General features: G+C 69.9%; 18 protein-coding genes. 6 read left to right on the top strand and 12 right to left on the bottom strand.

What is annotated here, in order from left to right; all coding sequences use genetic code 11:
- The coding region (locus tag ACFW3L_RS13225; RefSeq protein WP_378739758.1) for a trehalase-like domain-containing protein at positions 1-1,022 on the bottom strand (1,022 nt) is incomplete at its 3' end.
- 246 nt (positions 1,023-1,268) lie between these two features.
- Here ACFW3L_RS13225 and ACFW3L_RS13220 point away from each other — a divergent pair.
- From ACFW3L_RS13220 to ACFW3L_RS13200, 5 genes are all read left to right on the top strand, one after another.
- A complete protein-coding gene (locus ACFW3L_RS13220) occupies positions 1,269-2,954 on the top strand; it encodes an ABC-F family ATP-binding cassette domain-containing protein (protein ID WP_378739756.1) in 1,686 nt (561 codons plus the stop codon).
- Between the two features lie 81 nt (positions 2,955-3,035).
- Positions 3,036-3,737: a hypothetical protein gene (locus ACFW3L_RS13215; RefSeq protein WP_378739754.1), complete on the top strand. Its 702-nt coding sequence runs from the start codon at positions 3,036-3,038 to the stop codon at positions 3,735-3,737.
- Positions 3,734-4,957, top strand: a complete 1,224-nt coding sequence (locus tag ACFW3L_RS13210; protein ID WP_378739752.1) for a hypothetical protein — start codon at positions 3,734-3,736, stop codon at positions 4,955-4,957. The genes ACFW3L_RS13215 and ACFW3L_RS13210 overlap by 4 nt, the downstream gene beginning before the upstream one ends.
- A 101-nt stretch (positions 4,958-5,058) precedes the next feature.
- On the top strand, positions 5,059-6,150 hold the full coding sequence (locus ACFW3L_RS13205) for a hypothetical protein (protein ID WP_378739750.1): 1,092 nt from the start codon (positions 5,059-5,061) through the stop codon (positions 6,148-6,150).
- A 331-nt stretch (positions 6,151-6,481) separates the two neighbouring features.
- Complete coding sequence (locus ACFW3L_RS13200; protein WP_378739748.1) at positions 6,482-7,858, top strand: nucleobase:cation symporter-2 family protein; 1,377 nt, start codon at positions 6,482-6,484, stop codon at positions 7,856-7,858.
- Between the two features lie 124 nt (positions 7,859-7,982).
- On the opposite strand, the gene ACFW3L_RS13195 is transcribed toward ACFW3L_RS13200, so the two are convergent.
- The 10 genes from ACFW3L_RS13195 to ACFW3L_RS13150 form a co-directional block, all read right to left on the bottom strand.
- Positions 7,983-8,810 carry an alpha/beta hydrolase family protein gene (locus tag ACFW3L_RS13195; protein ID WP_378739746.1) on the bottom strand — a complete coding sequence of 276 codons (828 nt, stop codon included), beginning with the start codon at positions 8,808-8,810 and terminating at the stop codon, positions 7,983-7,985.
- A gap of 387 nt (positions 8,811-9,197) precedes the next feature.
- Positions 9,198-9,704 carry a flavoprotein gene (locus ACFW3L_RS13190; RefSeq protein WP_378739744.1) on the bottom strand — a complete coding sequence of 169 codons (507 nt, stop codon included), beginning with the start codon at positions 9,702-9,704 and terminating at the stop codon, positions 9,198-9,200.
- A 677-nt stretch (positions 9,705-10,381) separates the two neighbouring features.
- Entirely contained in the window at positions 10,382-13,558 is a 3,177-nt protein-coding gene (locus ACFW3L_RS13185) for an RHS repeat-associated core domain-containing protein (RefSeq protein ID WP_378739742.1), read from the bottom strand.
- A 1,105-nt stretch (positions 13,559-14,663) separates the two neighbouring features.
- Positions 14,664-16,268, bottom strand: a complete 1,605-nt coding sequence (locus tag ACFW3L_RS13180) for an alpha/beta fold hydrolase (RefSeq protein ID WP_378739739.1) — start codon at positions 16,266-16,268, stop codon at positions 14,664-14,666.
- A 480-nt stretch (positions 16,269-16,748) separates the two neighbouring features.
- Positions 16,749-17,999 (bottom strand): cytochrome P450, encoded by a 1,251-nt coding sequence (locus ACFW3L_RS13175; protein WP_378739736.1) that lies wholly within the window; start codon positions 17,997-17,999, stop codon positions 16,749-16,751.
- 73 nt (positions 18,000-18,072) lie between these two features.
- Positions 18,073-19,290, bottom strand: a complete 1,218-nt coding sequence (locus ACFW3L_RS13170) for a cytochrome P450 (protein WP_378739734.1) — start codon at positions 19,288-19,290, stop codon at positions 18,073-18,075.
- Positions 19,287-19,901, bottom strand: a complete 615-nt coding sequence (locus tag ACFW3L_RS13165) for an ATP/GTP-binding protein (protein WP_378739732.1) — start codon at positions 19,899-19,901, stop codon at positions 19,287-19,289. The genes ACFW3L_RS13170 and ACFW3L_RS13165 overlap by 4 nt, the downstream gene beginning before the upstream one ends.
- A complete protein-coding gene (locus tag ACFW3L_RS13160; RefSeq protein WP_378739730.1) occupies positions 19,882-20,238 on the bottom strand; it encodes a DUF742 domain-containing protein in 357 nt (118 codons plus the stop codon). The genes ACFW3L_RS13165 and ACFW3L_RS13160 overlap by 20 nt, the downstream gene beginning before the upstream one ends.
- Positions 20,235-20,639, bottom strand: coding sequence for a roadblock/LC7 domain-containing protein (locus ACFW3L_RS13155; RefSeq protein WP_378739782.1), 405 nt, complete (start codon positions 20,637-20,639; stop codon positions 20,235-20,237). Before ACFW3L_RS13155 ends, ACFW3L_RS13160 begins: the two co-directional genes overlap by 4 nt.
- Positions 20,639-21,988, bottom strand: coding sequence for an ATP-binding protein (locus tag ACFW3L_RS13150; RefSeq protein ID WP_378739728.1), 1,350 nt, complete (start codon positions 21,986-21,988; stop codon positions 20,639-20,641). Before ACFW3L_RS13150 ends, ACFW3L_RS13155 begins: the two co-directional genes overlap by 1 nt.
- 643 nt (positions 21,989-22,631) lie before the next feature.
- On the opposite strand from ACFW3L_RS13150, the gene ACFW3L_RS13145 reads away from it, so the two are divergent.
- Positions 22,632-23,015 (top strand): RNA polymerase-binding protein RbpA, encoded by a 384-nt coding sequence (locus tag ACFW3L_RS13145; protein WP_017535724.1) that lies wholly within the window; start codon positions 22,632-22,634, stop codon positions 23,013-23,015.
- Positions 23,016-23,111: 96 nt separating this feature from the next.
- On the opposite strand, the gene ACFW3L_RS13140 is transcribed toward ACFW3L_RS13145, so the two are convergent.
- Complete coding sequence (locus ACFW3L_RS13140; protein WP_378739726.1) at positions 23,112-23,915, bottom strand: HAD-IIA family hydrolase; 804 nt, start codon at positions 23,913-23,915, stop codon at positions 23,112-23,114.
- Positions 23,916-23,974 lie beyond the last annotated feature (59 nt).

Here is a 23,974-nt window from a genome sequence, read left to right as displayed (position 1 = left end):
TCGGGGCGCAGGTCGGTGCCGCGCAGGGAGTAGAGGGGGCGCAGGAGTTCGGGTGAGGGCAGGGAGTCCACGACGCGGTGGACCCAGTCCAGGAACGCCTCGGCCTCGGTGGTGGAGCCCAGGGTGACCAGCGCCTGGACGGTCAGGGCTCCGTCGCGTAGCCAGCAGTACCGGTAGTCCCAGTTACGGACCCCGCCGATCTCCTCGGGCAGGGAGGTGGTCGCGGCGGCCATGACCCCGCCGGTGGGGGTGCACAACCCACGCAACGTCAACGCCGAACGCGCGACCAGATCGCGTTGGGTGGCGGGGAGCCGCACCCCGGACAGCCATCCGGTCCAGGCGTCCTCGGTGACCGTGCGGCGGTCGGTCTCGGCGACGGGGTGCGCGGTCAGGGAGTCGGATCCGCACCGCAGCTCCAACACCACCGGTTCGCCCGGGAGCGGTTCGAGGGCGGCCCGGGCGGTGTCCCGGCCGTCCTCCGACTCGATGTGCCAACGCACCCCCGGGGAGCGCAGGACCAGGGGGAAGTCCGCCCCGTGGACACGTAGTCCGTCGTCCTCCGCGACGATGCGGACGGGCGCGCGGCCGAAGTCGGGGCGGGGGGCGAACTCGACGTCCACCGGCGTCGAGCCCTCGACGACCCGGACGAGGTCGGTACGGCCCGGCTCGGTGCCATGGTCGAGGTAGTCGGTCACGGACAGGCGGGACCAGCGGGTGCGCACGGTCATCGTGCCCGGCAGGTAGCGCTGGCCGAGCGGCATGCGCCCGTGGGCGGGCGAGATCGCGAAGACACCCGCCTGGCGGCCGCCCAGGACCTCCGCGAACAGGGCGTGGGAGTCCGGCTCGGGGTGGCAGAACCAGAGCAGACGCGCGTCCGGGCCGACCAGGGCGACGGACGCCTGGTTGGACAGCATCGACATGCGCTCGATCGGAACCGGGCGCTCGCGGGGATCGGCGCAGCAGGCTCGATGGGCCGACTCCGTCACCTCGTGTGTGCCCGCCGCTCCCTGTGTGAGAGTCACCCCGCCGCCTTTCTCCGCCGCTGACCCGGGAATCGTCCCGACCGGTCTCTGACCGGCGAGAAGACCGTAGAACAGGGGTGAACGCACACACATCGGGTTTCACCGGACCTTAGGTGTCAGCTAAGGGACTCTTAAGGTCCCGCACGGGACGGAAAACCGATTGCCCGGCCGTGGGCCCCGTGGAACGCTGACCTTCCGCGCCGCCCGAGCGTGCGCGGGAGTCGTGAGCAGTGGAGAAGAGCGGTCGTGGGCTACGTCGACGTCAACCAGGTCACACACACCCTGCCCGACGGGAGGGTGCTGCTGGACGGAGTGTCCTTCCGGGTCGGTGAGGGGTCCAAGACCGCGCTCGTGGGCGCCAACGGCGCGGGCAAGAGCACCCTGCTGCGGCTGGTGCGCGGCGAGTTCCCGCCCCAGTCCGGCGCGCTCACCGTCGACGGCGAGCTGGGCGTGATGCCGCAGTTCGTGGGGCACGTGCGGGACGCCACCACCGTGCACGAGCTCCTGGTGTCGGTCTCCCCCACGACGGTGCGCCGGGCCCACGCGGACCTGGAGGCGGCCGAGACGGCCATGATGCTCTCCGAGGACGAGGGCACGCAGATGCGCTACGCCGAGGCGATCGCCCGGTACGGCGACGCCGGGGGCTACGAGGCCGAGGTGGTGTGGGACCAGTGCTGTGTGGCCGCCCTGGGGGTCGCCTACGAGCGCTGCCGGTGGCGCGAGGTGCGCACACTCTCCGGCGGTGAACAGAAACGCCTGGTCATCGAGGCCCTGCTGCGGGGCCCCGCGCCGGTGCTGTTGTTGGACGAGCCGGACAACTACCTGGACGTGCCCGGCAAGCGCTGGCTGGAGGAGGCCCTGCGCGCCACCCCCAAGTCGGTCCTGTTCGTCTCCCACGACCGCGAACTGCTCAGCCGGGTCCCCGACCGGATCGTCACGGTGGAGCTCGGCGCGGCGGGCAACGACGTGTGGGTGCACGGCGGCGCCTTCGACAGCTACCACGAGGCCCGGCGTGAGCGGTTCGCCCGCCTGGACGAGCTGCGCAAACGCTGGGACGAGGAGCACGCCAAGCTCCGGGCCCTGGTCTCCATGTACAAGCAGAAGGCGTCCTACAACTCGGACATGGCCACCCGGTACCAGTCCGCGCGGACCCGGCTGAGCAGGTTCGAGGAGGCGGGTCCGCCGCTGCAGCAGCCCCGGGACCAGAACCTGCGGATGCGGCTGCGCGGCGGGCGTACCGGCAAGCGCGCCCTGGTGTGCGAGAACCTGGAGCTCACCGGTCTGATGCGCCCCTTCGACCTGGAGGTCTGGTACGACGAGCGGGTCGCGGTGCTGGGCTCCAACGGTTCGGGCAAGTCGCACTTCCTCCGGTTGCTCGCCGGGGGCGGCGACGACCCCGCGTCCTCGCTGGTACCCGAGGAGGAGCGGGCCCGGATCGAACCGGTGCCGCACACCGGGCGGGCCCGGTTGGGCGCCCGGGTGCTGCCCGGGTGGTTCGCGCAGACCCACGAGCACCCGGAGTTCGTCGGCCGGACCCTGCTCGACATCCTGCACAGCGGGCAGGGCAACCGCCGCGGGCTGCCCCGGGACGAGGCGGGTCGGGCCCTGGACCGCTACGAGCTGGCCCTCAGCGCCGAGCAGCCCTTCGACACCCTGTCCGGTGGCCAGCAGGCCCGGTTCCAGGTGCTGCTGCTGGAGCTGTCGGGCACCACGATGCTGCTGCTCGACGAGCCCACGGACAACCTGGACGTGGTCTCGGCGGAGGCGCTGGAGGCGGCGCTGGACGCCTACCAGGGGACGGTTCTGGCGGTCACCCACGACCGGTGGTTCGCGCGGGGCTTCGACCGTTTCGTCGTGTTCGGGGCCGACGGCCGCGTGTACGAGTCGGACGAGCCGGTGTGGGACGAGACCCGGGTCCGACGCGCCAGGTAGCCGGTCGGGGGCGGGCCCGGTCCGATCGAGGGGGCGACATAAGGTGATACAAAACAACAGAACATGAGAAGAGGGCTTCCCATGCCGCGTCCCCCAGGCCGTCGGAATCCCCTGCCCCTGCTGTTCTCCCTCGTCGCGGTGCTGGTCGCCGGGTTCGCCACCCCGGCCCGGGCCGACCCGACCGAGAACTCCCCCGGCTTCTACGCGGACATGCTGGACCGCCATGGCGGCGTGTTCGTCAGCGAGGAGCTCGCCGGTCGTCTGGACCGGTGGGAGCTCGCCGCCGACCTGCGTGCCCGTGTCGGTGAGGAGGGCGTGCCCCTGGACGTCCTGGTGGTCGCCCACCCGACCCACACCGATCTCGGCTGGCTGGCCGACGCGGTGCGCCGCGAGAGCGATCGCCCGCTCGTGGTGTTCTCGCCCCACACGAACCACGTGGGCGCCGCGCACCTGGACGGGGCGGGACTTCCCTCGGAGTCCGCCACCTACACGTCCTACACCGGTGCCTACCCGGAGGACCCGCGCGAACAGCTCGACCGGCTGCTGCGCGCCGCCGCCTTCCCGAACCTGGGCGAACGGACCGCCCGCGCCGAGACCGAGTACGTCCGGAGCCTCGGGGCCGAGCCGGAGCCGGACTCCGTCCCCGCGGGGTGGCCGACCCAGCGCTGGCTCACCGTCACCTGGCCCGCGACGGCGGTCTTCACGGGGAGCACCCTGGTCACCGCCCTGCTGGTGATGGTGGGCGTCACGGCGTTCCGCCGGCTCGGGAGGAGCACGTCATGAGGTCCCTCCGTCTTCTGGCGCTCACGCTGGGCGCGCTGTCGGCGTCGGTGCTCCTCCCCGGGGCCACGGCCCTGGCGGAGAGCTCCGTCGAGGGCCCGCGCGACGTGGCGGAGATCGACGACCTGACCCGGGTCGTCCGCGTGGCCGAGGAGCTCGCTCGGAACCCGGTGCACGTGAGCCACCTGTTCCCCGGACAGCCCGACGAGGAGGCCCGGAACGCGATGGAGGCCGAGGTCTCCGGGGCGTTCGGCGGCGACGTCCCCCTGTTCGTGGTCATGTACGCGGCTCCGCCGACGGACGAGACCGGCGGCCAGCCCACCCTGTTCCTGCACGCCCTGCACGAGGTGAGCGGCGCCGACGGCGTCTACGTGGCGGTGACCACGGACGGCCGGTCGGCCACGGCGGCCTTCGACAGCCCCGTCACGCCCGTGCTCGAAGAGTCGGACCTGCCGGACGACCTCCGACCCGCGGACATCGTCTCCGGCATCGTCCCGGTGCTGGAGGAGTCCCCGAGGACCCACGTGGAGGCCACACCGCTCACTCGGGACGCCGACCCCGACGTGGAACAGCGGACCCACCACATCACGTCGCGCGGCGACCAGGCGTGGCCGTTGGCGGCCCCGGGGCTCCTGGTCGGCACCCTGATCGCGCTCCTGTGCCTGAGGTGGTCCGATCGTCACTTCTCCCCCGCGCCCGACGTTGACACGGGGGTCTGGTTCCCGGCCGCGAGCCGTGGCCCCCGCGGCCGGGTGCGGAACAGGCTGGCCCGGGAACTGCGGGCGCTGCGCCGCGAGTTCGAGGCGACCCCTCCGGGCCACCGGGGGCTGCCCCGCGCTCGGGAGGCCTACGACGCGGCGGGACTCATCGCCTCCTCCCCCGGTCTCCCGGTCATGGCACTGGTCTGCGGGATGGTCCTGGCGCGTCACGGACGCAGGGCGCTCGTCCACCCCCACACGGAGGAGTCCGCTCCCTGCCGGAACAACCCCCTGCACGCGCCCGCCACGGAGCGGCGGGACTTCCACCTGGGCGGCGTCCGGCGCCGATGGAGGGTGTGCGCGGAGTGCGCGGACACGTCCGCGATTCACAGGCAGGGGATGTACCTCCGACACGAGGGGCGCCGCGTGCACGTGTCCGACGTGGACGACCCCTGGGCCGAGGCCGCCCTGAGCGGCCGTGAGCCCTTCGCACAGGTCCGGACACTGCTGGGAGTCCCCTCATAATCCGCGCCCTCGCCCCCCTCGTCCTCTCCCTGCTGGTCCTGGGGGCGGGCCCCGCCTCGGCCTCCCCGGGGGGCTCCGTCCCGGACCGGATCCTCAGCCCGGTGGTCGTCGCCGAACACCTGGCCGTGGACCCCGCGTACGTCCACCCCGACCGACATCTCGACGGCGACCGGTCGACGATCCTGTCCGAGGCGCGGGCCGTGGAGCTCAGCGAACGCCTCACCCGTGAGCTGCCACACGTGCACGTCGCCGTCACTCCCTGGCAGAACGCGCCCCGGTCGATGGCCACCGCGCTGGTCAACCGGGCCGAGACGGAGGGGACCTACCTCGTGGTGGGCTCCGGTCCCACCGTGGTCTCCGCGCGCTCCGACGGCGCCCGGACACCCGGTCCGTCCTCGGACACGGTGCGCATGGCCCTGGCCGTGGTCAACGAACGCCCCGACATGGCCCGCGCCAGCCTGGACGACCGGCTCGACCTCGTCCTCGACCTGCTGGGTGACGAACGGGCGGCGGCTCGCGAGTACGAGCGGCTGGCCTCCGGCTCCGAACAGGGCCGCACCGTCTCCCTGGTGGTCGTGCTGGTCGCCGCTCTCCCCCTCGTGGTCCTGGGCCTGTGGGCCCTGCGCCGACGCGCGCTCCGACCGGTCCGGGTCGTCCCGCTCTCCGAGGCCGTGGTCGACACGGTGGAGTCCGCCGCTCGGGAGGAGCTGCGCCGAGATCTCGTCCGGGACCTGCCCTCGTACGGTCGCAGGGTGGCCGGCTTCGAGGGTCCGCGCTCGCGGGCCGCGAGGGCACTGGCCGCCTACGAGGCAGCCGGGCGCGTGCTGGACACCGCCGAGGACGTGTCCGACCTCGTCGGGGTGCGCGTGCTGCTGGACCACTGCGAAGCGGCGCTGACCGCCGGGCCGACCCCCCGCCACTGCTTCTTCGACCCCCGGCACCAGGGAGTGAAGGCCCCGGTCAGACTGCGGGTACCGGCCAGCCCTCGCGCGACGACGGTCCCGGCCTGCCCCGACTGCCGACGCGACGTCCGCGCCCACGTGCCGCCGAAGGCCGTCCTGGACTCCCTCCGGGACCGGCCGACGCCGTACTACGCGGTGCCCGCCGAGGAGAGTGCGTGGGCGGCGACCGGGTACGGCACGCTCGCCCCGGACCTGGTCGAGCGGGTCCTGAGCGGCGGTGCCCGGGGCTGAGTCCGGGTGTCCGTCGCACGGGTCGGCGGCGGAGGCCGGGAGGGCGTTCTTCGTCACGTCGGGGCCCGGTCGTGGAGGTGTCCACGACCGGGCCCCGACGCGTCTCCCGGAAGCCCGTCTCGGGCCGGAAGGCCGTCCGACAGGGCGGTGCGGGATCCGACCCGGCTCCCGGTCAGGGAACACCCAACCTGCCCTCCCTGACGCAGGGTGATCGCCCTCCCGCTGTGTGCTTTTGTGTCTTCCTCCAGTCGAACCCCCCGAATTTGCATGTCAATTCGGATCATCCGATGATTTGGAGCGCGATCGATCCACACCGGAAGGCCCCACCACGATGAAGTTCCCCAAGGGCGGCTCGGACACCGTGTCCGAAGACCGGACCCCCGCCGCCACCGAGCGGCCCGAGGACGAGCGTCCGCCCCTGCGGTTCCTGGTCACCTACGGTGTCCAGCACATCCTCGCCCTGTACGCCGGGGTCGTGACCCCACCGCTCATCATGGCCGCCGCCGTGGGCCTGGACCCGGTGGAGACCGGTCTGATCATCAGCGCGGCCCTGCTGGTCGCCGGTCTGATGACGCTGGTCCAGACGCTGGGCGTGTGGCGGTTCGGCATGCGCATGCCGCTGGTGATCGGCGCCTCGTTCATCCCGATCACCGCGATGACCGCGATCGGTGAGTCCAGCGGACTGCCCGCCGTCTTCGGCGCCTCGATCGTCGCCGGGCTGTTCGGCATCCTCATCGCCCCGGTGATGGCCAGCCTGATCCGCTTCTTCCCCCCGGTGGTCACCGGCAGCGTGATCACCGTCGTCGGACTCTCCCTGATCCCCGTCGCCATCGGCTGGATCACCGACAACAGCGAGACCGGGACCCCCTCCGACACGAACCTGCTGCTGGGCGGGGGAACCCTGCTCGTCATCCTGGTGCTGTCCCGGGTCCTGCGCGGCGTGTGGGGCCGGGCCTCCATCCTCCTGGGCATGGTGCTGGGCACCCTGTTCGCCGCCGCCCTCGGCGAGGTCGACTTCGGCGCGGTGGGCCAGGGCCCGGTGTTCTCCCTGCCCACGCCGTTCCACTTCGGCACCCCCGAGTTCCAGGTCGCCGCGATCATCACCATGTGCGTCATGATGATCGTGATCCTGTCCGAGGGCATGGCCGACATCCTCGCGGTGAGTGCCGTCGTCGGCAGCAAGGTGGACGGCCGCCGCCTGGCCGACGGCCTGCGCGCCGACGCGGCGACGGCGGTTGTCGGCCCCCTGTTCAACTCCTTCCCGGGCAGCACGTTCAGCCAGAACATCGGCCTGATCGCGCTCAACAAGGTGCGGAGCCGCTACGTGGTGGCCGCGGGCGCCGTCCTGCTGCTGGTGATGGGCCTCTTCCCGATCCTGGGCCGGGTCGTCGCGATGATCCCCTCACCCGTCCTGGGCGGCGCCGGTCTGGTGCTGTTCGGTTCGGTGGCGGCCGCCGGGATCCAGACCCTCGGCAAGGTGGACTACGAGGACAACCAGAACATGGTGATCGTGGCCGTGTCGCTGGGCTTCGGCATCCTGTCGATCGTCTCGCCCGACTTCTTCGCGACCTTCCCGGACTGGGCCACGATGATCCTGCACTCGGGCATCGTGACCGCCACGGCCTCAGCTCTCATCCTCAACGTGGTCTTCAACGTCCTCGGTGGCGGGGACCGTTCACAGCGGGTCGATTCCAGTCCCGTGGCCTGAGCCACATCCCCCTACGGGCCCCGGGTCGACAGCGGTCGTTCACGCCTGCCCGCGCCTCGCGCGGGCAGGCTCCCGGCCGCCTCGGCCCGCCTCACGGGCCCTGGGAACGCCTACCGACCGCTGTTCACCGCGTCGCGAACCGCCGGACGAACCACTGGGTGAGCACCTGGTCGACCGCCACCGTCGCGGGCGCCTGGGGAGCCGGTTCGAGCCCGGGCTCGTCGGCCAACGGGTGGGCCAGGCCCGGCACCGTCGTCAGCTCGACCTCCTCGGGACGCGCGTACCGCCCACGAAGTTCCCTGACCAGGGAAGAAGCATCCTCACGCAGAGTCGGGTGGTCGTGCTCGCCGCTGACCAGCAACAGCGACGGCTCTCCGCTCAGCTCTCCGGCGCGGGCGACGAAGTCCAGACCCTCGGCCGCCCTCCGGGATTCGGCGGTCCAACCGTAGGGCTGGCCGAGCCCGGCGGCGAGGAGTTCGACGCCAGAACCCACCCGCACGGCCGGATTGACGAGCGCGACCGCCCCGATCGGAGTCGGCGGGGCCGTGAGGACCTGAAGCGCCACCGCCCCGCCGAGCGAAGCGCCGAGGATCCCGATGGGCTGGTCGTCCACCGGCAGTTGGCGGCGCAGCTCGGCCAGCGCGGCAGGGAACTCCTCCACGGCCTGGCGGATGATCGGGCCGAAGTACGCCAACAGGATGTCCTCGCGAGCGAGTTCGACGTGCCTGTCGAGACGGCCCCCGACCATCCGCGGACCACACAGCGGCATGCCCAGGTGGACCCGCCAGGAAGGGACACCGGCCATGGGCAGGGCCGCCGCGAAGGCCGCGTCCGTGCGGGGCGCGTCCAGCATGTGCCAGGTCACGATCAACGGCGCGGGGTCGTCGCCCGTCCCGGACGGTGGGAGGGCCGTGAAGGGCACACCCGCGGCGGTACCGGTGATCGCGTCCATACGCACTCCTACGGCTCTCGGGGTTGGATCGCCTCACCGTAGAGGAGCCCGACTGGGTGTGGACGCTCTTTCTGCTGCGGGCAGACCTCCGAGGCCGACCAAGGGGCCGAGACCCGAGGAGAAGCAGCCCGCTGAGACGGTCACGGGTGAATCCCGCGGCGCAGGAAAAACTCCCAGGCCGGACCGCGAATGCGTGCTCCTGGTGCGCTCCTCCGTAGAAGCGCAGTCGCAGCAGAACTCGCGAATACCGTCCCCCTCGGCTACCCCGCGCTTGGGCCGATCCGGTCCAGCCCTCCCGTTTTCGGGGATACGAAGGCCGCGTTCGCCCTGGGAGAGTCAGGACCGGAGCGCTGGCAGCGAGCGGGGAGGCCACGCTGTGACCTTCGGTCAGAGGCCGTTGACGGTGTCGATGACCCGCTGCCATGACGGCAGACGGTCCTCGTAGGGGGCGTCTGGGTCGTGCAGGACGGTGACCGGCTCCATTGCGCGCAGCGTTTCCAGGGAGCGAACGAAGGCCGGGTGGGTAGCGAGTTGGGGTTTGCAGTGCGGCACCACCACGGTGGGTACCCCGTATCCGACCATCTCGCAGAGCAGGGCGATCGCGAAGTTGTCCGCCAGCCCCTGGGCGAACTTGTTCGTGGAGTTGAAGGTCAGCGGACATGCCAACACCACGTCAGCGGGCGGCAGGGGCTTGCCCTGGCCAGGCTTGCGGAACGCCACGCGCACCGGTTCCCCCGTCAACTCCGCGAGCCGGTCCTGGTCGTGGAAGTCCGTGCCTGTGGGAGTGGACAGCATCGTCACGTGCCAGCTGTGGCTGTGCAGGGCCTGGACGAGTTCGGTCACCCCTTCCGGCGCGGCGGCTCCGGACAACACCAGGTACAGGGTTCTCGGCATGAGCCAGAGTCTAGAAGCCAACCGCACAGAGGAGACTTCGCTTCTGGATCCTCGGGTGAGGAGCGGTGACGAGTGACGGGAGGCGATCCCGACACACACCACTTGCTCGCACCTAACGGACGATGAGGATTCCAAGATCAGTCCATCTGCAAAAAAATACCTTGCTTCACTTCTGCCAAGCTATTCACACACCTATCGTCGACCATCAACCAATGGGAGAGCAATCCCAGCCGCAGACAATCTGTGAATCATGGAAAAATCATCTCACAACACGCAAGGGCACTACTTCCACGAAGCGGAAATTCCGAGAATTTATTACCGTTAGCCCTTTTTCATGAAATTAGAAATCGGCCCGCGAAAGAATCGCGGGCCGATTTAGTGGATCATGTTCGATTCATGAACCCCCTCGCAGAATACTACTCATACACCCCAAGGGAGAAGCCTCGAACATTGAGATGGAATTTCATCGCTTCGATTTTCTCCGCAGAATCTCTCTAACACCAAGAAATGAGAAGCAGACTAGCACACCAACCAGGAGATAGACTGCGAACCCACCTCCCATAATCATGTGCATCAGCAGCGCCCACGAGGAAGAAGCAAGCAGGCCGAAAAGGACGACCAAGACTGTTTTCTTATTCATCCCTGTTTCGTTCATTGAAATTTATTAGCTTGATCAATTAACACATTAGTGCGCCGGTGACTACACCGCCGATAGCTCCTTGAGCCACTCCATAAAGCATGCCCACACTTGCTCCACCAACCCCACCTGCGAGCGTGCCTGCTGGACCAAGAATGGAACCACCGACAGCGCCTGCGACGGCGCCCCATCCCATGCCAACCATTCCACCGACGGCGAAACCTACGACGATGTTCTCCAACATGCATGCGCCATAGGATTGGAGTCCCGTGGGGTCGGTGTTGTTGATGGGATCGCACGCAGCGTAGGTGTGGTTGTTCAGCTCCTGGCGGGAGGGGTCCGGTTGGGTGAAGCCCAGGGTGAAGGTGTCGTAGAAGCGGTGGGACAGGTGCACGGTCCCGTCCTGGAACTGGTAGGCCCCGGTGTAGCCGAACGGGTTCAGCTCTCCGGCCCGGGTGTCTTCCAGGGTGTCACTGTTCTGCTCGCCGTAGGGGCTGTATGCGTAGACCGCGTCCGGCGCATCGGCCTCCGAACCCTCGGCAGTCAGGGCCAGGACGGTGTTCTGGTGGTCCAGGGTGTAGTGGAAGCGCTCGTCGCCGTCCCAGGCCACCATCGAGATCAACTCACCGTTGGGGTCACGCACGAAGCTGGTGCGCTCGCCTTCGGAGGCGATGTTGGTGACCCCGAGGGCGGTGTTGGACAGCTGGCGCTCGATCCGGTCGCCGTCGTGGACGTCGGTGACGCCGCGCATCTGGGTCTGGTCGGTGGTGTCATAGCTCAACCACGCGGCCAGGTCACCGTCGCCGTCGTCGATGCGGGTGTTCTGCTTGGTCACCGAGTACTCGTAGACGTACTCGCCCCGGCCGGTCATGTTCCCAGCCTCATCGTGGGCCACGTCCTCACCGCGGGCGGTGGTGGGCTGGTCGGCGTCGTTGTAGCTGAACTCCTCCTCCCCCGCTTCTAGCAGGTTGCCGACGTCGTCGTAGGTGTAGTCCACGGTGCCGTTGCTGGTCAGGCGCTGCAGCCCGTCGTAGGTGAAGTTCTCCGTTTCGCCGTTGACGGTGCGCGACTGCAATTGGGCGCTGTCCTCGCCCTCGGCGGTGCCCCAGGTGTAGGAGGCCTCCACCAGGGTCTGGTCGGCAGCGCCAGTGGTGGTAATGGAGGTCAGGCGGCCCGAAGCATCGTAGGAGCGTGCCTCTTCGGCCCCGTCCGGATGCACGATCGAGGTGCGCCGGTTGTTCGCGTCAGAGGAGAAGGTGGTCTCCGCACCCGTGTGGTCAACCAGGGATGTGAGGCGGAATGCGGCGTCGTAAGCGTAGGTGGTGGTGTTGCCGTGTTCGGTGATCGAGGTGACGTTCCCGGCCGCGTCGTGGGTGTAGCTGGTCGCCTCGGTCCCGGTGGAGTCGGTGCGCTCGGATGCGTTCAGGTCGCCGCGGCCGTTGTAGGACCAGGTGGTGGTGGCCTGGTCGGTGTGTGTCGCCGTTTGGCGGCCGTTGCCGTCGTACTCGCTGCTCTGGAGCACGTCGCCGTCGTGGGAGATGGACACGATCCGGTCCAGGCGGTCGTACCCGTAGTCCAACCTGGTGCCGTTTCCGTCGGTCACCGAGGTGACCCGCGAGAGCGAGTCGTAGCCGAAGGTGGTCGCGCCGATCGGGCCCGGCTCGGCCATCTCAGTGAGGTTCCCGACGCTGTCGTAGGAGAACGTGGTCTCGTTCCCGTTAGCGTCAGTCACCGACGACACCAAACCCTGGCCCGTGTAGGACAGCGAGGTCACGTCGATGTCCATGTCCTCCTGGACCGCGCGGGTCAGGTTGCCCGCGTCGTCGTAGGACAGCGACAGCTCATCGCCGCTGGGGGTGGTGACGCTGGTGGGTTTGGCCGGATTGGCGGTGTCAGCGAACCCCACCGAGGTAGCCGCGCCGGTGGGCAGTTCGGTGCCGATGAGGTTGTTGAACTCATCGAAGTCATAGGTGACCGAGGCTTCCAGAGCGTCGGTGGTCGAAGCGACGTCGGAGTTGGCGGTCCAGGTCTGGGAGCGGGTGTTGCCGACCTGGTCCACCGCTTCGGTCTGGCGGCCCTGGTCATCGAAGGTGAAGGTCGATTCCCCGCCGTTGGGGTCGCTCACCACCGTCTCGGTGTTGGCGAAGGTGGCGTCGTAGGCATAGAAGGTGCTCGCCCCGCCCTCGGAGCCGTCAGGGACGGTGAGTGAGGAGACCTGGCCGTCGTCGTTGTAGCCGACGGACCAGGTGGCCCCAGTGGCGTCGGTGATCGAGGTGAGCTGGCCGCTGTCGGTGTAGTCGAACGCCAACTCGTCACCGGCACGGTCCACCAATCCGACCAGTTGGCCGCCCTCCCACTCCTGAACGGTGGCGCTTTGGCCGACCGGGTCGGTGATCTCGACCAGTTCGGGTTCGAACTCGCTGCCTTGCCAGTCAAAGGAGGTCACCCGGTCCTGGGTGTCCACGATCGAGGCCAGGTGCCCCTCGGAGTCATAGCGCAGCCGGTGGGTGTTGCCGTTGCGGTCGGCCTGGGAGTACCACCAGCCCTGGGCGGTGAAGGTCCACACCTGGTCCTCGTGCTCGCCTCGGTGGAAGGTGAGCGCGTAGTGGCCGTTGTCCAACTCCACCAAGTCGGCGTTGAGCCCGGCCGGGGAGATGAACGACCCGTCCTCCTGGTCGATGTCGAATCTCTCGCAGTACCCGGAGGGGCCCTGGAAGATGATGGAGTCGGAAAAGATGTTCAGCCCGACGTGGCGGCCATGCGTCTGGGTCCACCCGTCATAGGAACGGGCGGAGTTGTAGAAGGAGGAAACCGACAGGTCCAGACCCGTCCCGGCCACGGTCAGGTCCCGGTGCTGGACGACCAGGTTGCCGTTGTTGGTGTTGACCGCCATCTCCAAGCGGTCGCTGATCTGGTGGCGCTCCAACGGATACCAGGGCTGGATCCCCCGGTTGATGCCATCAGCACACGTACCCACCAAAGCCTCGGGGTCCTCGGCGGTGCGGGCTTCGGGGTCGCTGCCCGGCGGGGTCCAGGGCACCTCGGGCGGGTCCCCGCCCCTGGGGTCGGTGTTGGCCTCACCCGGCTCCCAGGTCTCGGGGATCGGGACGGTGCGGTCAGCGGGTGAGTGCGGGCCTTCATCAGCCCAGGCGGGTGGGGCCGACAGCAATCCGAGGGTGAGGGTGGCGGCGGCCGTGGTGGCCACGACCGTACGCACGGGGTGGGGTCTCAAAGGGGGAACGCTCCAGGGAAGGGGGATCAGGGGATGACAGCGCATCCACACCCGAACCAGTGTCTGGGACGGGCATGAGGATCCGGGGCGGGTGTGGGGATGCGGCCCGGGAAGACTATGAGCGCTGCTCGCCGGGGCGCGATCAACCCACCGTCACCACCATCACCCAGAGCGAGGGGGCCTTTGGGTAGGTTTAATCGGCTCTACAGCAGAACGTAGCGGTGGTGGTGCTGTGCGCAGCGAGAACACCAGGGTGCAGCACACCACTCAGGCCTCTTCAAGCCCCATGTGGGGTACTGGGTACCGGCATCGGGTCGTGGCGTCCACATGTGGCCCCCGACAACAGTTGCCACAAAGCAACTACCTAGGGGAATCAATAAGACACATAGGACGATATGCGTGGAGCATCGGCCCGCCCGATTCTTCGCCCCCACCATCGGACGCATCCCCGGGTTGTGTGCTCCGTTTGTGCTCCGCAGTTCTGGACCGGGACGCCACCGGGCGGCACCCCTTGGCACGAAACGACAGCAATGTTCGGAAGTGAAGGGACAAAACGGCACTCTGTGGCACACACAAGCACGAAAGCATCGGACTTCTCATCCGATAGACGTTCGATGAGCCTGAGGGTGTATTTCGGGTCTGAGCTCGCAGATGGGGAGGTGTCCTTCGAGGGGCCGTGTTCGCTGGTGGGACGGTGTCCTTCGAGAGGGCCGTGTTCTCCGGCGGAGAAAGTGGTATTGCCTGAGCACTGGCCATCACCTGTTGGTGAAAACGGTGACCAGGCAGCATCAGACACGTCCGCTGACGCCGCAGAAGCTGACCTCCCCGCGCGCCGACCGCTGTCATCTTCGCTGCGCTTAACAACGCCGGAGGGCGGTCCCTGGCACTCATTCTGATCAGAGTGAGTACCACCCGCTGGGCCGGAGGTGTGGCCGCCTGAACCTCTGAGCCCGGTCACAGGTCGTGAGCTGGCTCGGGCGGACCCCCGGTGCCTGGTCTTCGGGCACCAGGAGGTCTGGATGTGCGCGACCACCAGGGGCCTCCGGCGAGGGGAGACACGAATCCCCGCCTCGCCGGAGGCCCCTTCGGGTCAGGGGGTGGGGTTCTCATCCGCAGCGGCCGTCGGGCGGGGGCGGTCGTGGCAGGCCGTGTCCTCCGGGACCCGGCCGTCGAGAAGGTACGACTCCACGGCGTCGGCGACACACGGGTGGCGGACGTCCTCCTCGTCGCCCAGGAACTGGGGGTTGTAGTAGATGTGCGCGCCGTCGTCGACCACGGTCACCAGGGGGCTGTCCAGCCTCTGGGCCATGGCCACGCCGCCTGCGTAGTGGGTGCTGGCGTCGAACTCACCCGCGATCACGAGCGCCGGGGTCTCCCACTCGCGGGTCAGTTCGACCAGGGGCTCGGTCGGCTGACTCTCGGAGTAGAGGCACACCCCGGGTCCCGCGGTGCCCGCGCCGGTGCCGAACGGGTGGGCGTCCCTGAGCTCGCGCATGTCCGACCGGTACTGGTCCGGGTCCGTGGGCCACTCCGCTTCGCACAGGAGCGCCTCGGCCAGGTGGGGCGGCCCCGTCATCCGCTCCAGCTGTTCCTCGGCTTCCTCCGGGTCCTCGGGGGGTTCCGGGGTCTCCGGGGGCTCGGGGGCTTCGGGGGCCTCCGGGAGCGGTGTCCCCTCAACCAGGCCCTTCAGCAGCAGGGCCGACGCGTCCCAGGTCCCCTGGTCCTTGGCCGACGCGCTCACCAGGTTGCGGAAGTAGCTTTCGTCGTAGGTCATACCGTCTTCGCCCTCTCGCGGCTCCTCACGCAGCCGCTCGGCGGTCCGCACGAGCGCGGTCAGAACCTGCTCGTGTGTGTCCCCGAGTCCGAACACCTCGTCCCGCTCGGCGATCCAGTCCGTGAAACGGTCGACGTTGGCCGTGTCGGCGGCGGCCTGGCTCAGAAGGTTCTCGTGCCAGAGTCCGTCGGGGTCGACGGCCGAGTCCAGCACGGCACGGTCGAGCCGTTCGGGAAAGAGGCTCCCGTAGACCGCGCCCAGGTACGTCCCGTAGGAGGCACCGAGGTAGTCGATGCGCTCCTCGCCCAGCACGGCGCGGACGACGTCCATGTCGCGGGCGGTGTTGGCGGTGGTGAAGTTGGGCCGCAGGTCACCCTGGGCCTCGTCGCACGCCTCGGCGTACTCCCGCTGCTGGTCGAAGATCCGCTCGATCTCCTCATCGTCGGGGTGCCGGGCCAGAGAGGGCGGGTCCTGCCCGCAGTCGAGCCAGGTGGAGGCGCCCAGACCACGCGGGTCCATCCCGATGACGTCGAAGGCCCGTCCCACGGGGGTGGAACCGATGTCGCCCGCGAACTTGCGTGCGGGGACCCCGGGACCCCCGGGGTTGGTGAACAGGACCCCCTGGTGCTCCTCCCCCTCGACCTCGGCGGGGCTGCGGCTCACGCCCAGGTGGACGCGTTCGCCCTCGGGGTCGCCGTAGTCGAGGGGAACCTCCACCGTCGCGCAGTCGAGGCCGACGAGGTAGAAGTCCTCGCACGCGTGCCAGTCCACGTCCTGGTCGTGGAACGCGGCCAGTGCCCGGTCCTCGGCTGCTCCCGGCTCGTCCGTGGAGGCAGCTGGCGGAGCACCGCTCAGGGAGAGTGCGAGACCGGCCGTGACCACGGTCGCACCCGCGCTGGTCCATCTGGTCGCTGTACCCACTGCGGCTCCTTGCCTGTTCTGACCCGCCGACCCTGTGTCGGTCCTCAGGGGGCTGGGTTGGGGGCGTGGAAGGCAATGTAGTGAGCGGGACGCCACCGGCGGGTCCACCGAAGGAACGAACGCGGGCGTGACGATGGTCGGTGCCCTGGGATCACCGAGACGTGGCGAACGCACCGAAGTCTGTGCACTTCCTCAGTCTTTCGGCCGAGTCCCGACACCGCCGCGCGGTGGCCACACACCGGGTGTGGCCGCTCCCCGTGCGCCGTTCGCCTCACCGCGATCCCCGTCGGAGCATCCGATCGGACGCTCCGCGCGACGGCGCGGGGACCGCTCCGCACGGGCCTGCCCCCACTCCCCAGCGCGCCCTCGGGCACGCGACCGGGGTCGCCGACACGTGTCGGCGACCCCGGTTCGTTCCCACTGCCCGCTCTGCGAGCCCCGAGGCGCTCCGTCGTTCGGGAACTCCCCGGGAGAGACGGTCTAGGAGTTCGGACGCAGCAGGACCGGCAGTTCCTTGAGGCTGTTGACCACGATGGAGGGGTGGTTCTCCAGCTTCTCGTCCGGAACGGCGAGCCGGAGGTCGGGGAAGCGCTCGAACAGCAGCGGCAGGGCGATCTGCCCCTCCATACGGGCCAGGTGGGAGCCCGGGCACACGTGCGGCCCGTACCCGAAGGACATGTGGCGCCCCTTCTCCCGGGTCAGGTCGAAGGTGTCCGGGTGCGGTTCCTCGCCGTGCTCGTCACGGTCGCGGCTGATCGCGCCGTAGGAGGTCATCAGGGCCTCCCCCTTGCGGATGGTCCGGCCGCCGAGCTCCACGTCCTCGGTGGCGAACCGGAAGATCATGTTGGAGGTGGGCGGATCGAAGCGCAGGGTCTCCTCCACGACCGTGTCCCAGCCGACCCTGCCCTCCTTGACCAGGTCGAACTGCTCGGGGTGGGCCAGCAGGGCGCGTACGGCGTTGCACAGCAGGTTGACCGTGGTCTCGTGCCCGGCCGCCACGACGACCTGGAGGGTCCCGCGGACCTCCAGGTCCGTGAGCGCGTCGCCGTTCTCCCCGGCGTTGAGGAGCTCGGTGGTCAGGTCGTCGCCCGGGTTGGCGCGCTTCGCGGCGATCATGCCCTCGTAGTAGCGCTCCAGGGTCGCGTAGGTCTCCAGGAACTCCTCGGGCCCGGTGACCGCGCTGAAGAACTTCACGTACATCTCACGGAGGTAGCCGTACTCGGCCTCGTCCACGCCGTAGAGCTCACCGATCACGCTCATCGGGAGTTTGAAGGCGAAGGCGTCCTTGAGGTCCAGCGGCTGGTCCGCCCCGGCCTCCAGATCATCCAGGAGCTGGACGGTCAGGTCGTGGACGCGGGGGCGCAGGCGCTCCACACTCCGGGCCGAGAACGCCTTGGCGGTGAGCAGGCGCAGGCGCTTGTGCTCGGCTCCGTCAGTGCCGAGGAGGTTGGTGGGGGTGGGCGGGATGGTGCTCATCAGCGGCCACGCCTCGGGGATCCGACCCTGCTGGTAGTCGTCCCAGTGGGCGACGTCCTTCACCAGGCGCGGGTCGGTGAGCGCGGCGCGGGCGGCCTCGTGGTGGGTGACGGCCCAGGCGGTCACCCCGTCGGGCAGCTCCACGCGGGTGACCGGGCCTGCGGCGTGGAGGATCTCGCGTTCGGCGCGCAGGTTCGCGACGTAGGGGTCCAGGGTGACGGTTCCGGCGTTTCCATGCTGAACGGGGCAGGACATCGGTGCACTCCTCGGGTCGGTTCGGGGGGATGGTGGGGAGGACGCGGGGATCGGGGCACACGAGGACTGACGGTCAGTGGCCCCCGTAGGGTTCGGTCGGGGTGAAGGTCACGGGCAGGGAGGCGACCCCCCGCACCCAGGGCGAGGGGCGCCAGCGCAGCTCCTCGGCGGGCACCGCCAGCTCGATGTCGGGGAGCCGGTCCACCAGCACCTCGACGCCGGTGACGGCGATGATCTCCGCGATCTCCCGGGCCGGGTAGGGGCACTGGTGGGGGCCGTGTGAGAACGACAGGTGGGCCTGGCTGCCACGGTCACCGATCCGGCCCGCGGTGGAACGCACGAGGGGGTCCCGGTTGGCGCCCGAGATCCCGAGGAGCACCAGGTCGCCCTGGCGGATGACCTGGCCTCCCAGCTCCACGTCGTGCGCGGCGAAGCGGCCCGCGTGGATCTGGGTGGGGGTGTCCTCCCACAGGACCTCGTTCAGGGCCTCCTGCACGCTGTTGCGGGCACCGGCGATGGACGCGCCGAAGCGTTCGTCGGTGAACATCAGCCGGAGCGCGTTGCCCAGCCACTCCGCCGTCGGCTGGTTCCCGCCGCCCAGCAGGACGATGAGCTCGGGGACCGCCTCCTCGTCGCTGTACCGGGCGGGGTGGCCGAGCAGGCGGGAGACCACGTCCGGCCCGGGCCTGGCCCGGCGCTCCGCCACCAGCTCGCCCATGGCGGCCATCAGCGCCTGCTGGGCGACCATGGCGTCGGGGCCGCCGTCGATCATGGTGTTCATGTCGTCGGCGAGGCGGTCGCCGCGCGGGTCGTCCAGGCCGTACATCCAGCTGAGCACGAGCGCGGGCAGCCGCGCCGTGTAGGAGGTGCGCAGGTCCGTGCCGTCGGTGGCGCAGAACGCGTCGATGAGCCGGTCGGCCATGCGCGCGGTGGTGGTGCGCAGCTCGTGCAGGTCGGTGCCGGACAGCGCGTCGCCGAGCGCGCCGGTGCGGCGGCGGTGCTCGGCGCCCTCGGAGTAGAGCACCGACGGCAGCTGGATCACCATCGGCAGCATCGGCCAGTCGGCGGGGACCAGGTGCCAGGAGTTCCAGCGGCTGGAGCTGCGGGCGAACGTCGTCGTGTCGTTCATCACCCGGTGCAGTTCCCGGTAGCCGACGACCAGCCAGGCGGGGACGTCGCCCTCCATGCGCACGGGCACGACCGGACCGTGCTCGGCCCGCATCCTCTCGTAGAGGCCGCCCGGGTCGGACTGGAACTCGGGTCCGTGCAGCTGGACGGGACAGCCGGTCATCGGGCACCTTCCGTGATCAGGGAGCGCACGTGCTCCACCAGGGCGATGAGCACCCTCTTTGCCGAGTCGCGCTCGCGGGCGTCGCAGCGGAGCAGGGGGATGCCCGGGTCCAGGTCCAGGGCGGTGCGCACGTCCTCCAACGTGTGCTCGGACGCGCCGAAGTCGTTGTGCGCCACGACGAAGGGCGTTCCCTGGTCCTCCAGTCGGTCGATGGCGTAGAAGCAGTCCTCCAGGCGCCGGGTGTCGACCAGCACGACCGCGCCCAGGGCGCCGGTGAACAGCCGGTCCCACAGGAACCAGAAGCGTTCCTGGCCGGGCGCGCCGAACAGGTAGAGGACCGAGGTGGCGTCGAGGGTGATGCGGCCGAAGTCGAAGGCCACGGTGGTGGTGCGCTTGCCCTCGACTCCCTCGAGGTCGTCGATGCCCGCCCCGGCACGCGTCATGGTCTCCTCGGTGGTCAGCGGGCGGATCTCGCTGACGGAGCTGACCATGGTGGTCTTGCCGACCCCGAATCCGCCGACCACGGCGATCTTCAGGGCCTGTTCGGTGCTGTCGGCCAGCGGGGTGACCGGCTGGTCAGTGCGAGCGGGTTCAGAGGTTGTGGAGTGCAACGAGCACCTTCTCCAACACGTCCGGGGAGGCGAGGGGGTGCGCCGGTGAGGGCGCCGGGGCCGGGTGGCGGGCGGTGACCCGGCCGGTGTCGAGGAGGTCGGTGAGCAGGATCCGGGTGACCGCCACGGGCAGGCGCAGGTGGGCCGCGACCTCCACGACCGCCATGGGGTTCACGCACAGGCGCAGGATGGCGGCGTGTTCGGACTGCATACCGGGGACGGGCGCGCTCTCCGCGACGATGAGGGCGACGGCGTCCAGGGAGTCGTCGGCGCCACGGCTGCGGCCCGAGGTGATGATGTAGAGCCGGTCCGGGCTCTCCCGTCGGTACGGGCTCACTCCGCTTCGGCTCCGACTCGGGACGGCGTGGTGAGGTGCTCGCCCATCTGCTCGACCAGTTCGTTCATGTTGTGGCCGACCAGCCCGGGCTCGGCCTCACCGCTGGTGATGACCGCGAGGTGGGTGCCGTGCCCCGCCTCGACGATGAAGAGGAGACCGCCGTAGAACTCGGCCATCGCCTGCCGGACGCCGCCGCGGCCGTCACCGAACTCCACGGAGGCGCTGTGCGCGAGGCTCTGCACCCCTGCCGCGATCGCGGCCAGGTGGTCGGCGCTGTCGTTGCCCAACGCGGCGGTGTGGCACAGCTTGAGGCCGTCCCGGGAGAGCACGAGGGCGTGTCGGGTGCCGGGGGTGCGCTCCAGCAGGCCTTCGAGCAGCCAGGTCAGCGTCTTGAGGTCCATCATGCTTCCTTCGGTGAGTCGGTCGTCTCCTGGCCGCGCACGGCGGAGCGGAACGCGCCGAACCCCTGGGACGAGGTGCGGGGGCCTGCCTCCTTGGGGGCGGGCCGGTTGCGTTCCGCCGCCGCGAGGGACCGGCCCCGGCGGCGCATGGGCAGTCCGCTGTCCGCCCTCGGGGCGGGGGCCGTGTCGGCGGAGGCCGCCGTCTCGCGGGAGGAGGGCTCGGGAACGGTGATCGGCTGTGCGGGGACGCTGACGGGCAGCGGTTTCACGATGCGCTGCGGCAGGAGCAGGACCACGGCGGTACCGCCCCTGGAGGAGGAGCGGAAGGAGACTTCGAGGCCGTAGCGCTGGGCGATACGGCCCACGACCGAGAGTCCCAGGCGGGTCCCGGAGATGGTGGTGATGTCGAGGCCGTCGCTGACCGCGTCGCGGGCCCGGCGCAGCGCCTCCTCGCCCATGACGAGGCCGCCGTCCTCGACCATGACGGCGATCCCCGCCTGGACCTCCTCCACGTGGACGTGGACCTCGGCGGTGGGCGGGGAGAACTTGGCCGCGTTGTCGAGGATCTCGGCCAGGGCGTGGATGACGCCCTCGGCGGCGAACCCGGCGACCGCCAGGTTGGTGACGCTGTGGGTGCGCACCCGCTGGTAGGCACCGATGCGGCCCATGGCGCCGCGCAGGACGCTCTCCATGGGGATGGCCCGGCCCCAGCGGCGGCCCGATCTGGCGCCGGTGAGGATCGCGATGCTGTCGGCCACCCGGCCGGTCTGCGCGGTGGTGTGGTCCAGGCGCATGAGGTCACCGAGGACGTCGGCCCCGGCGTCGCCGTCTCCGTGGCGCTCCTGCATGCGGCGCAGATCGGCGAGCATGGTGGTGGACAGCGCCTGGACCCGTCCGGCGGCGGTCGCGCACGCGGCCATGGCGGCGGAGCGGCGGCGTTCGGAGGCGGAGATCTCGGTGGCCACGCTCCGCAGGGCGGCGGCGATCGCGGGGTCCGCCATCTCGGGCATCCGGTGCAGGACGGTCTCGGCGGAGTCACCGGAGCGCAGCTGCTCGACCATCCGGGGCAGGAGTTCCGTGGAGAGCGCCGCTGTCTCGGCATGGGCCCGGTCGACGCGGGCGCGCAGCTCGGCGGCCTCGCGGTCCCGGCGGCCCAGGAGGAGCGCCAGGACGAGGATCAGCAGGAGCGCGATCCCTCCGGCGGTCAGGACCGGGGCCCACCCGTCGGGTCGGGTCGCCCAGAGCGCCCACCCCCAGGCGGGCAGGGCCGGTACCAGGACGAGCAGCCAGCGCGGGGTGGTCGACGCCAGGGGCGGTGCTCCGTCGGGACGGGGGGTCTGGTCAGTCATGGTGCTCCATGTCCGGACACGTCCTCACTCTTTGTACACGCCGAAGGGCACGCCGGACGGGCATCCTCGGCCCACGTGCACTGTTGTGTTACATAGGCGGTCGCACGGCCTTCAACCTGCCCTTTGTTCACACAGCGAGCAAAGATACCACTTGACCCAACTGCCTCCCATGTCAGAACAATGACAATTACTGGAGTTATCAGACAAAGCCCGCGATACGACACGAGGGTCGACACATCACCGGATCGGAGCGAATCGATCTCCCGGAGAATCCCGGCGGAACGCGGACCGAATCCCCGTGCGCCTTTCCCAAACCGCGCCGACGTGCGAATACGGGACCGTCCGAATAGGACCTCACCGACCTCGGGGACCCCGGACCACGCCGGACCGGGTGCCGGACGGAGGGGCGGCCCCGGCGTCCGGCGTCGGGTGTGTCGGGGTGGGTGCGCGGACTTCGGGGCCCCGACCCCTAGGGTGGTGCAGGTCACAACCACCGGAGGGGCTCGGTGAGGCGGGCCCTCGTGGCGCGGGCGGGCTCCCGCGTCCGCCGGGGAGGTTCGACCTCAGGTCAGTGGGGAATCTTGACGTGGACCGACGCGTTACACCCCGCGAGACCGCACAAGCGCCTGGAGGCACCCACACGATGGCCGAGCGAGCACTTCGCGGCACACGGCTCGGGGCGACGAGCTACGAGAACGACCGCAACACCGACCTGGCTCCCCGGCAGGAAGTCACCTACGACTGTACCCGGGGTCACCGCTTCTCGGTCACCTTCGCGACCGAGGCCGAAATCCCCGCCGAATGGGAATGCCGTTTCTGCGGCGACCGCGCACTGCGCCGTGACGGCGGCGGCGAGGAACCCAAGAACACCAAACCGGTCCGCACCCACTGGGACATGCTGCTCGAACGCCGCAGCATGGAGGATCTGGAGGAGGTTCTCGCCGAGCGGCTGGAACTGCTCCGCGCCCGTCGCCGCGAAGAGGCGGCGAAGGTCGAGGAGATCGCCAAGCAGCGGCAGAGCGCCTGACCCCTGGGACGGCCCGAGGGCCTGCCCCACGACGGATACGGGGGCGGTGGACGTGAGATCCACCGCCCCCGTCGTCGTGTCCGGGTCCGGGACCGGTCAGGCCCCGGTGCCGAAGGGGTCCTGGGTGTGACCCACGAGCTCCTTGACCGAGCCGAGCACCCGGGTGGGCCGGTACGGGAACTGGTCGGCGGTGTCGCGGCCGGAGATGCCCGAGAGCACCAGGACGGTCTGGAGTCCGGCCTCCAGGCCGCTGAGCACGTCGGTGTCCATGCGGTCACCGACCATGAGGGTGTTCTCCGAGTGCGCGCCGATCCGGCGCAGCGCCGAGCGCATCATGAGGGGGTTCGGCTTGCCCACGAAGTAGGGGCGGCGGCCGGTGGCCTTCTCGATCAGCGCGGCGACGGCGCCGGTCGCGGGGAGCGGCCCCTCCGCGCTGGGCCCGGTCTCGTCCGGGTTGGTGGCGATGAACCGGGCGCCGTTGCGCACCAGGCGGATCGCCCGGGTGATGGCCTCGAAGCTGTAGGTGCGGGTCTCCCCCAGCACCACGTAGTCGGGGTCGCGCTCGGTCATCACGTAGCCCACGTTGTGCAGGGCGGTGGTCAGGCCCGACTCACCGACCACGTAGGCCGAGCCGCCGGGGCGCTGGGTCTGGAGGAACTGGGCCGTGGCCAGGGCGGAGGTCCAGATGGACTCCTCGGGGATGTCCAGCCCGGTGTTGAGCAGCCGCGCCCTCAGGTCGCGCGGGGTGTAGATGGAGTTGTTCGTCAACACCATGAACGGGGTCCCCTGCTCGCGCAGCTCCGCGATGAGCGTGTCCGCTCCGGGGATCAGGTGCTCCTCGCGTACGAGCACGCCGTCCATGTCGAAAAGGTAGTTCCACTCGTTGCTCACGTGCCCCATTGTGCAGGTACGGACCACTAAGGCGCCATTCCTACCGACCGGTATCCGCGTGTTGGGCG

Origin of the sequence: Nocardiopsis sp. NPDC058789 (genome assembly GCF_042745575.1) — a bacterium.
Lineage (GTDB): Bacteria > Actinomycetota > Actinomycetes > Streptosporangiales > Streptosporangiaceae > Nocardiopsis > Nocardiopsis eucommiae.
Note: the sequence above shows the minus strand (reverse complement) of the source record. Positions and strands in the feature narration are given on the sequence as shown.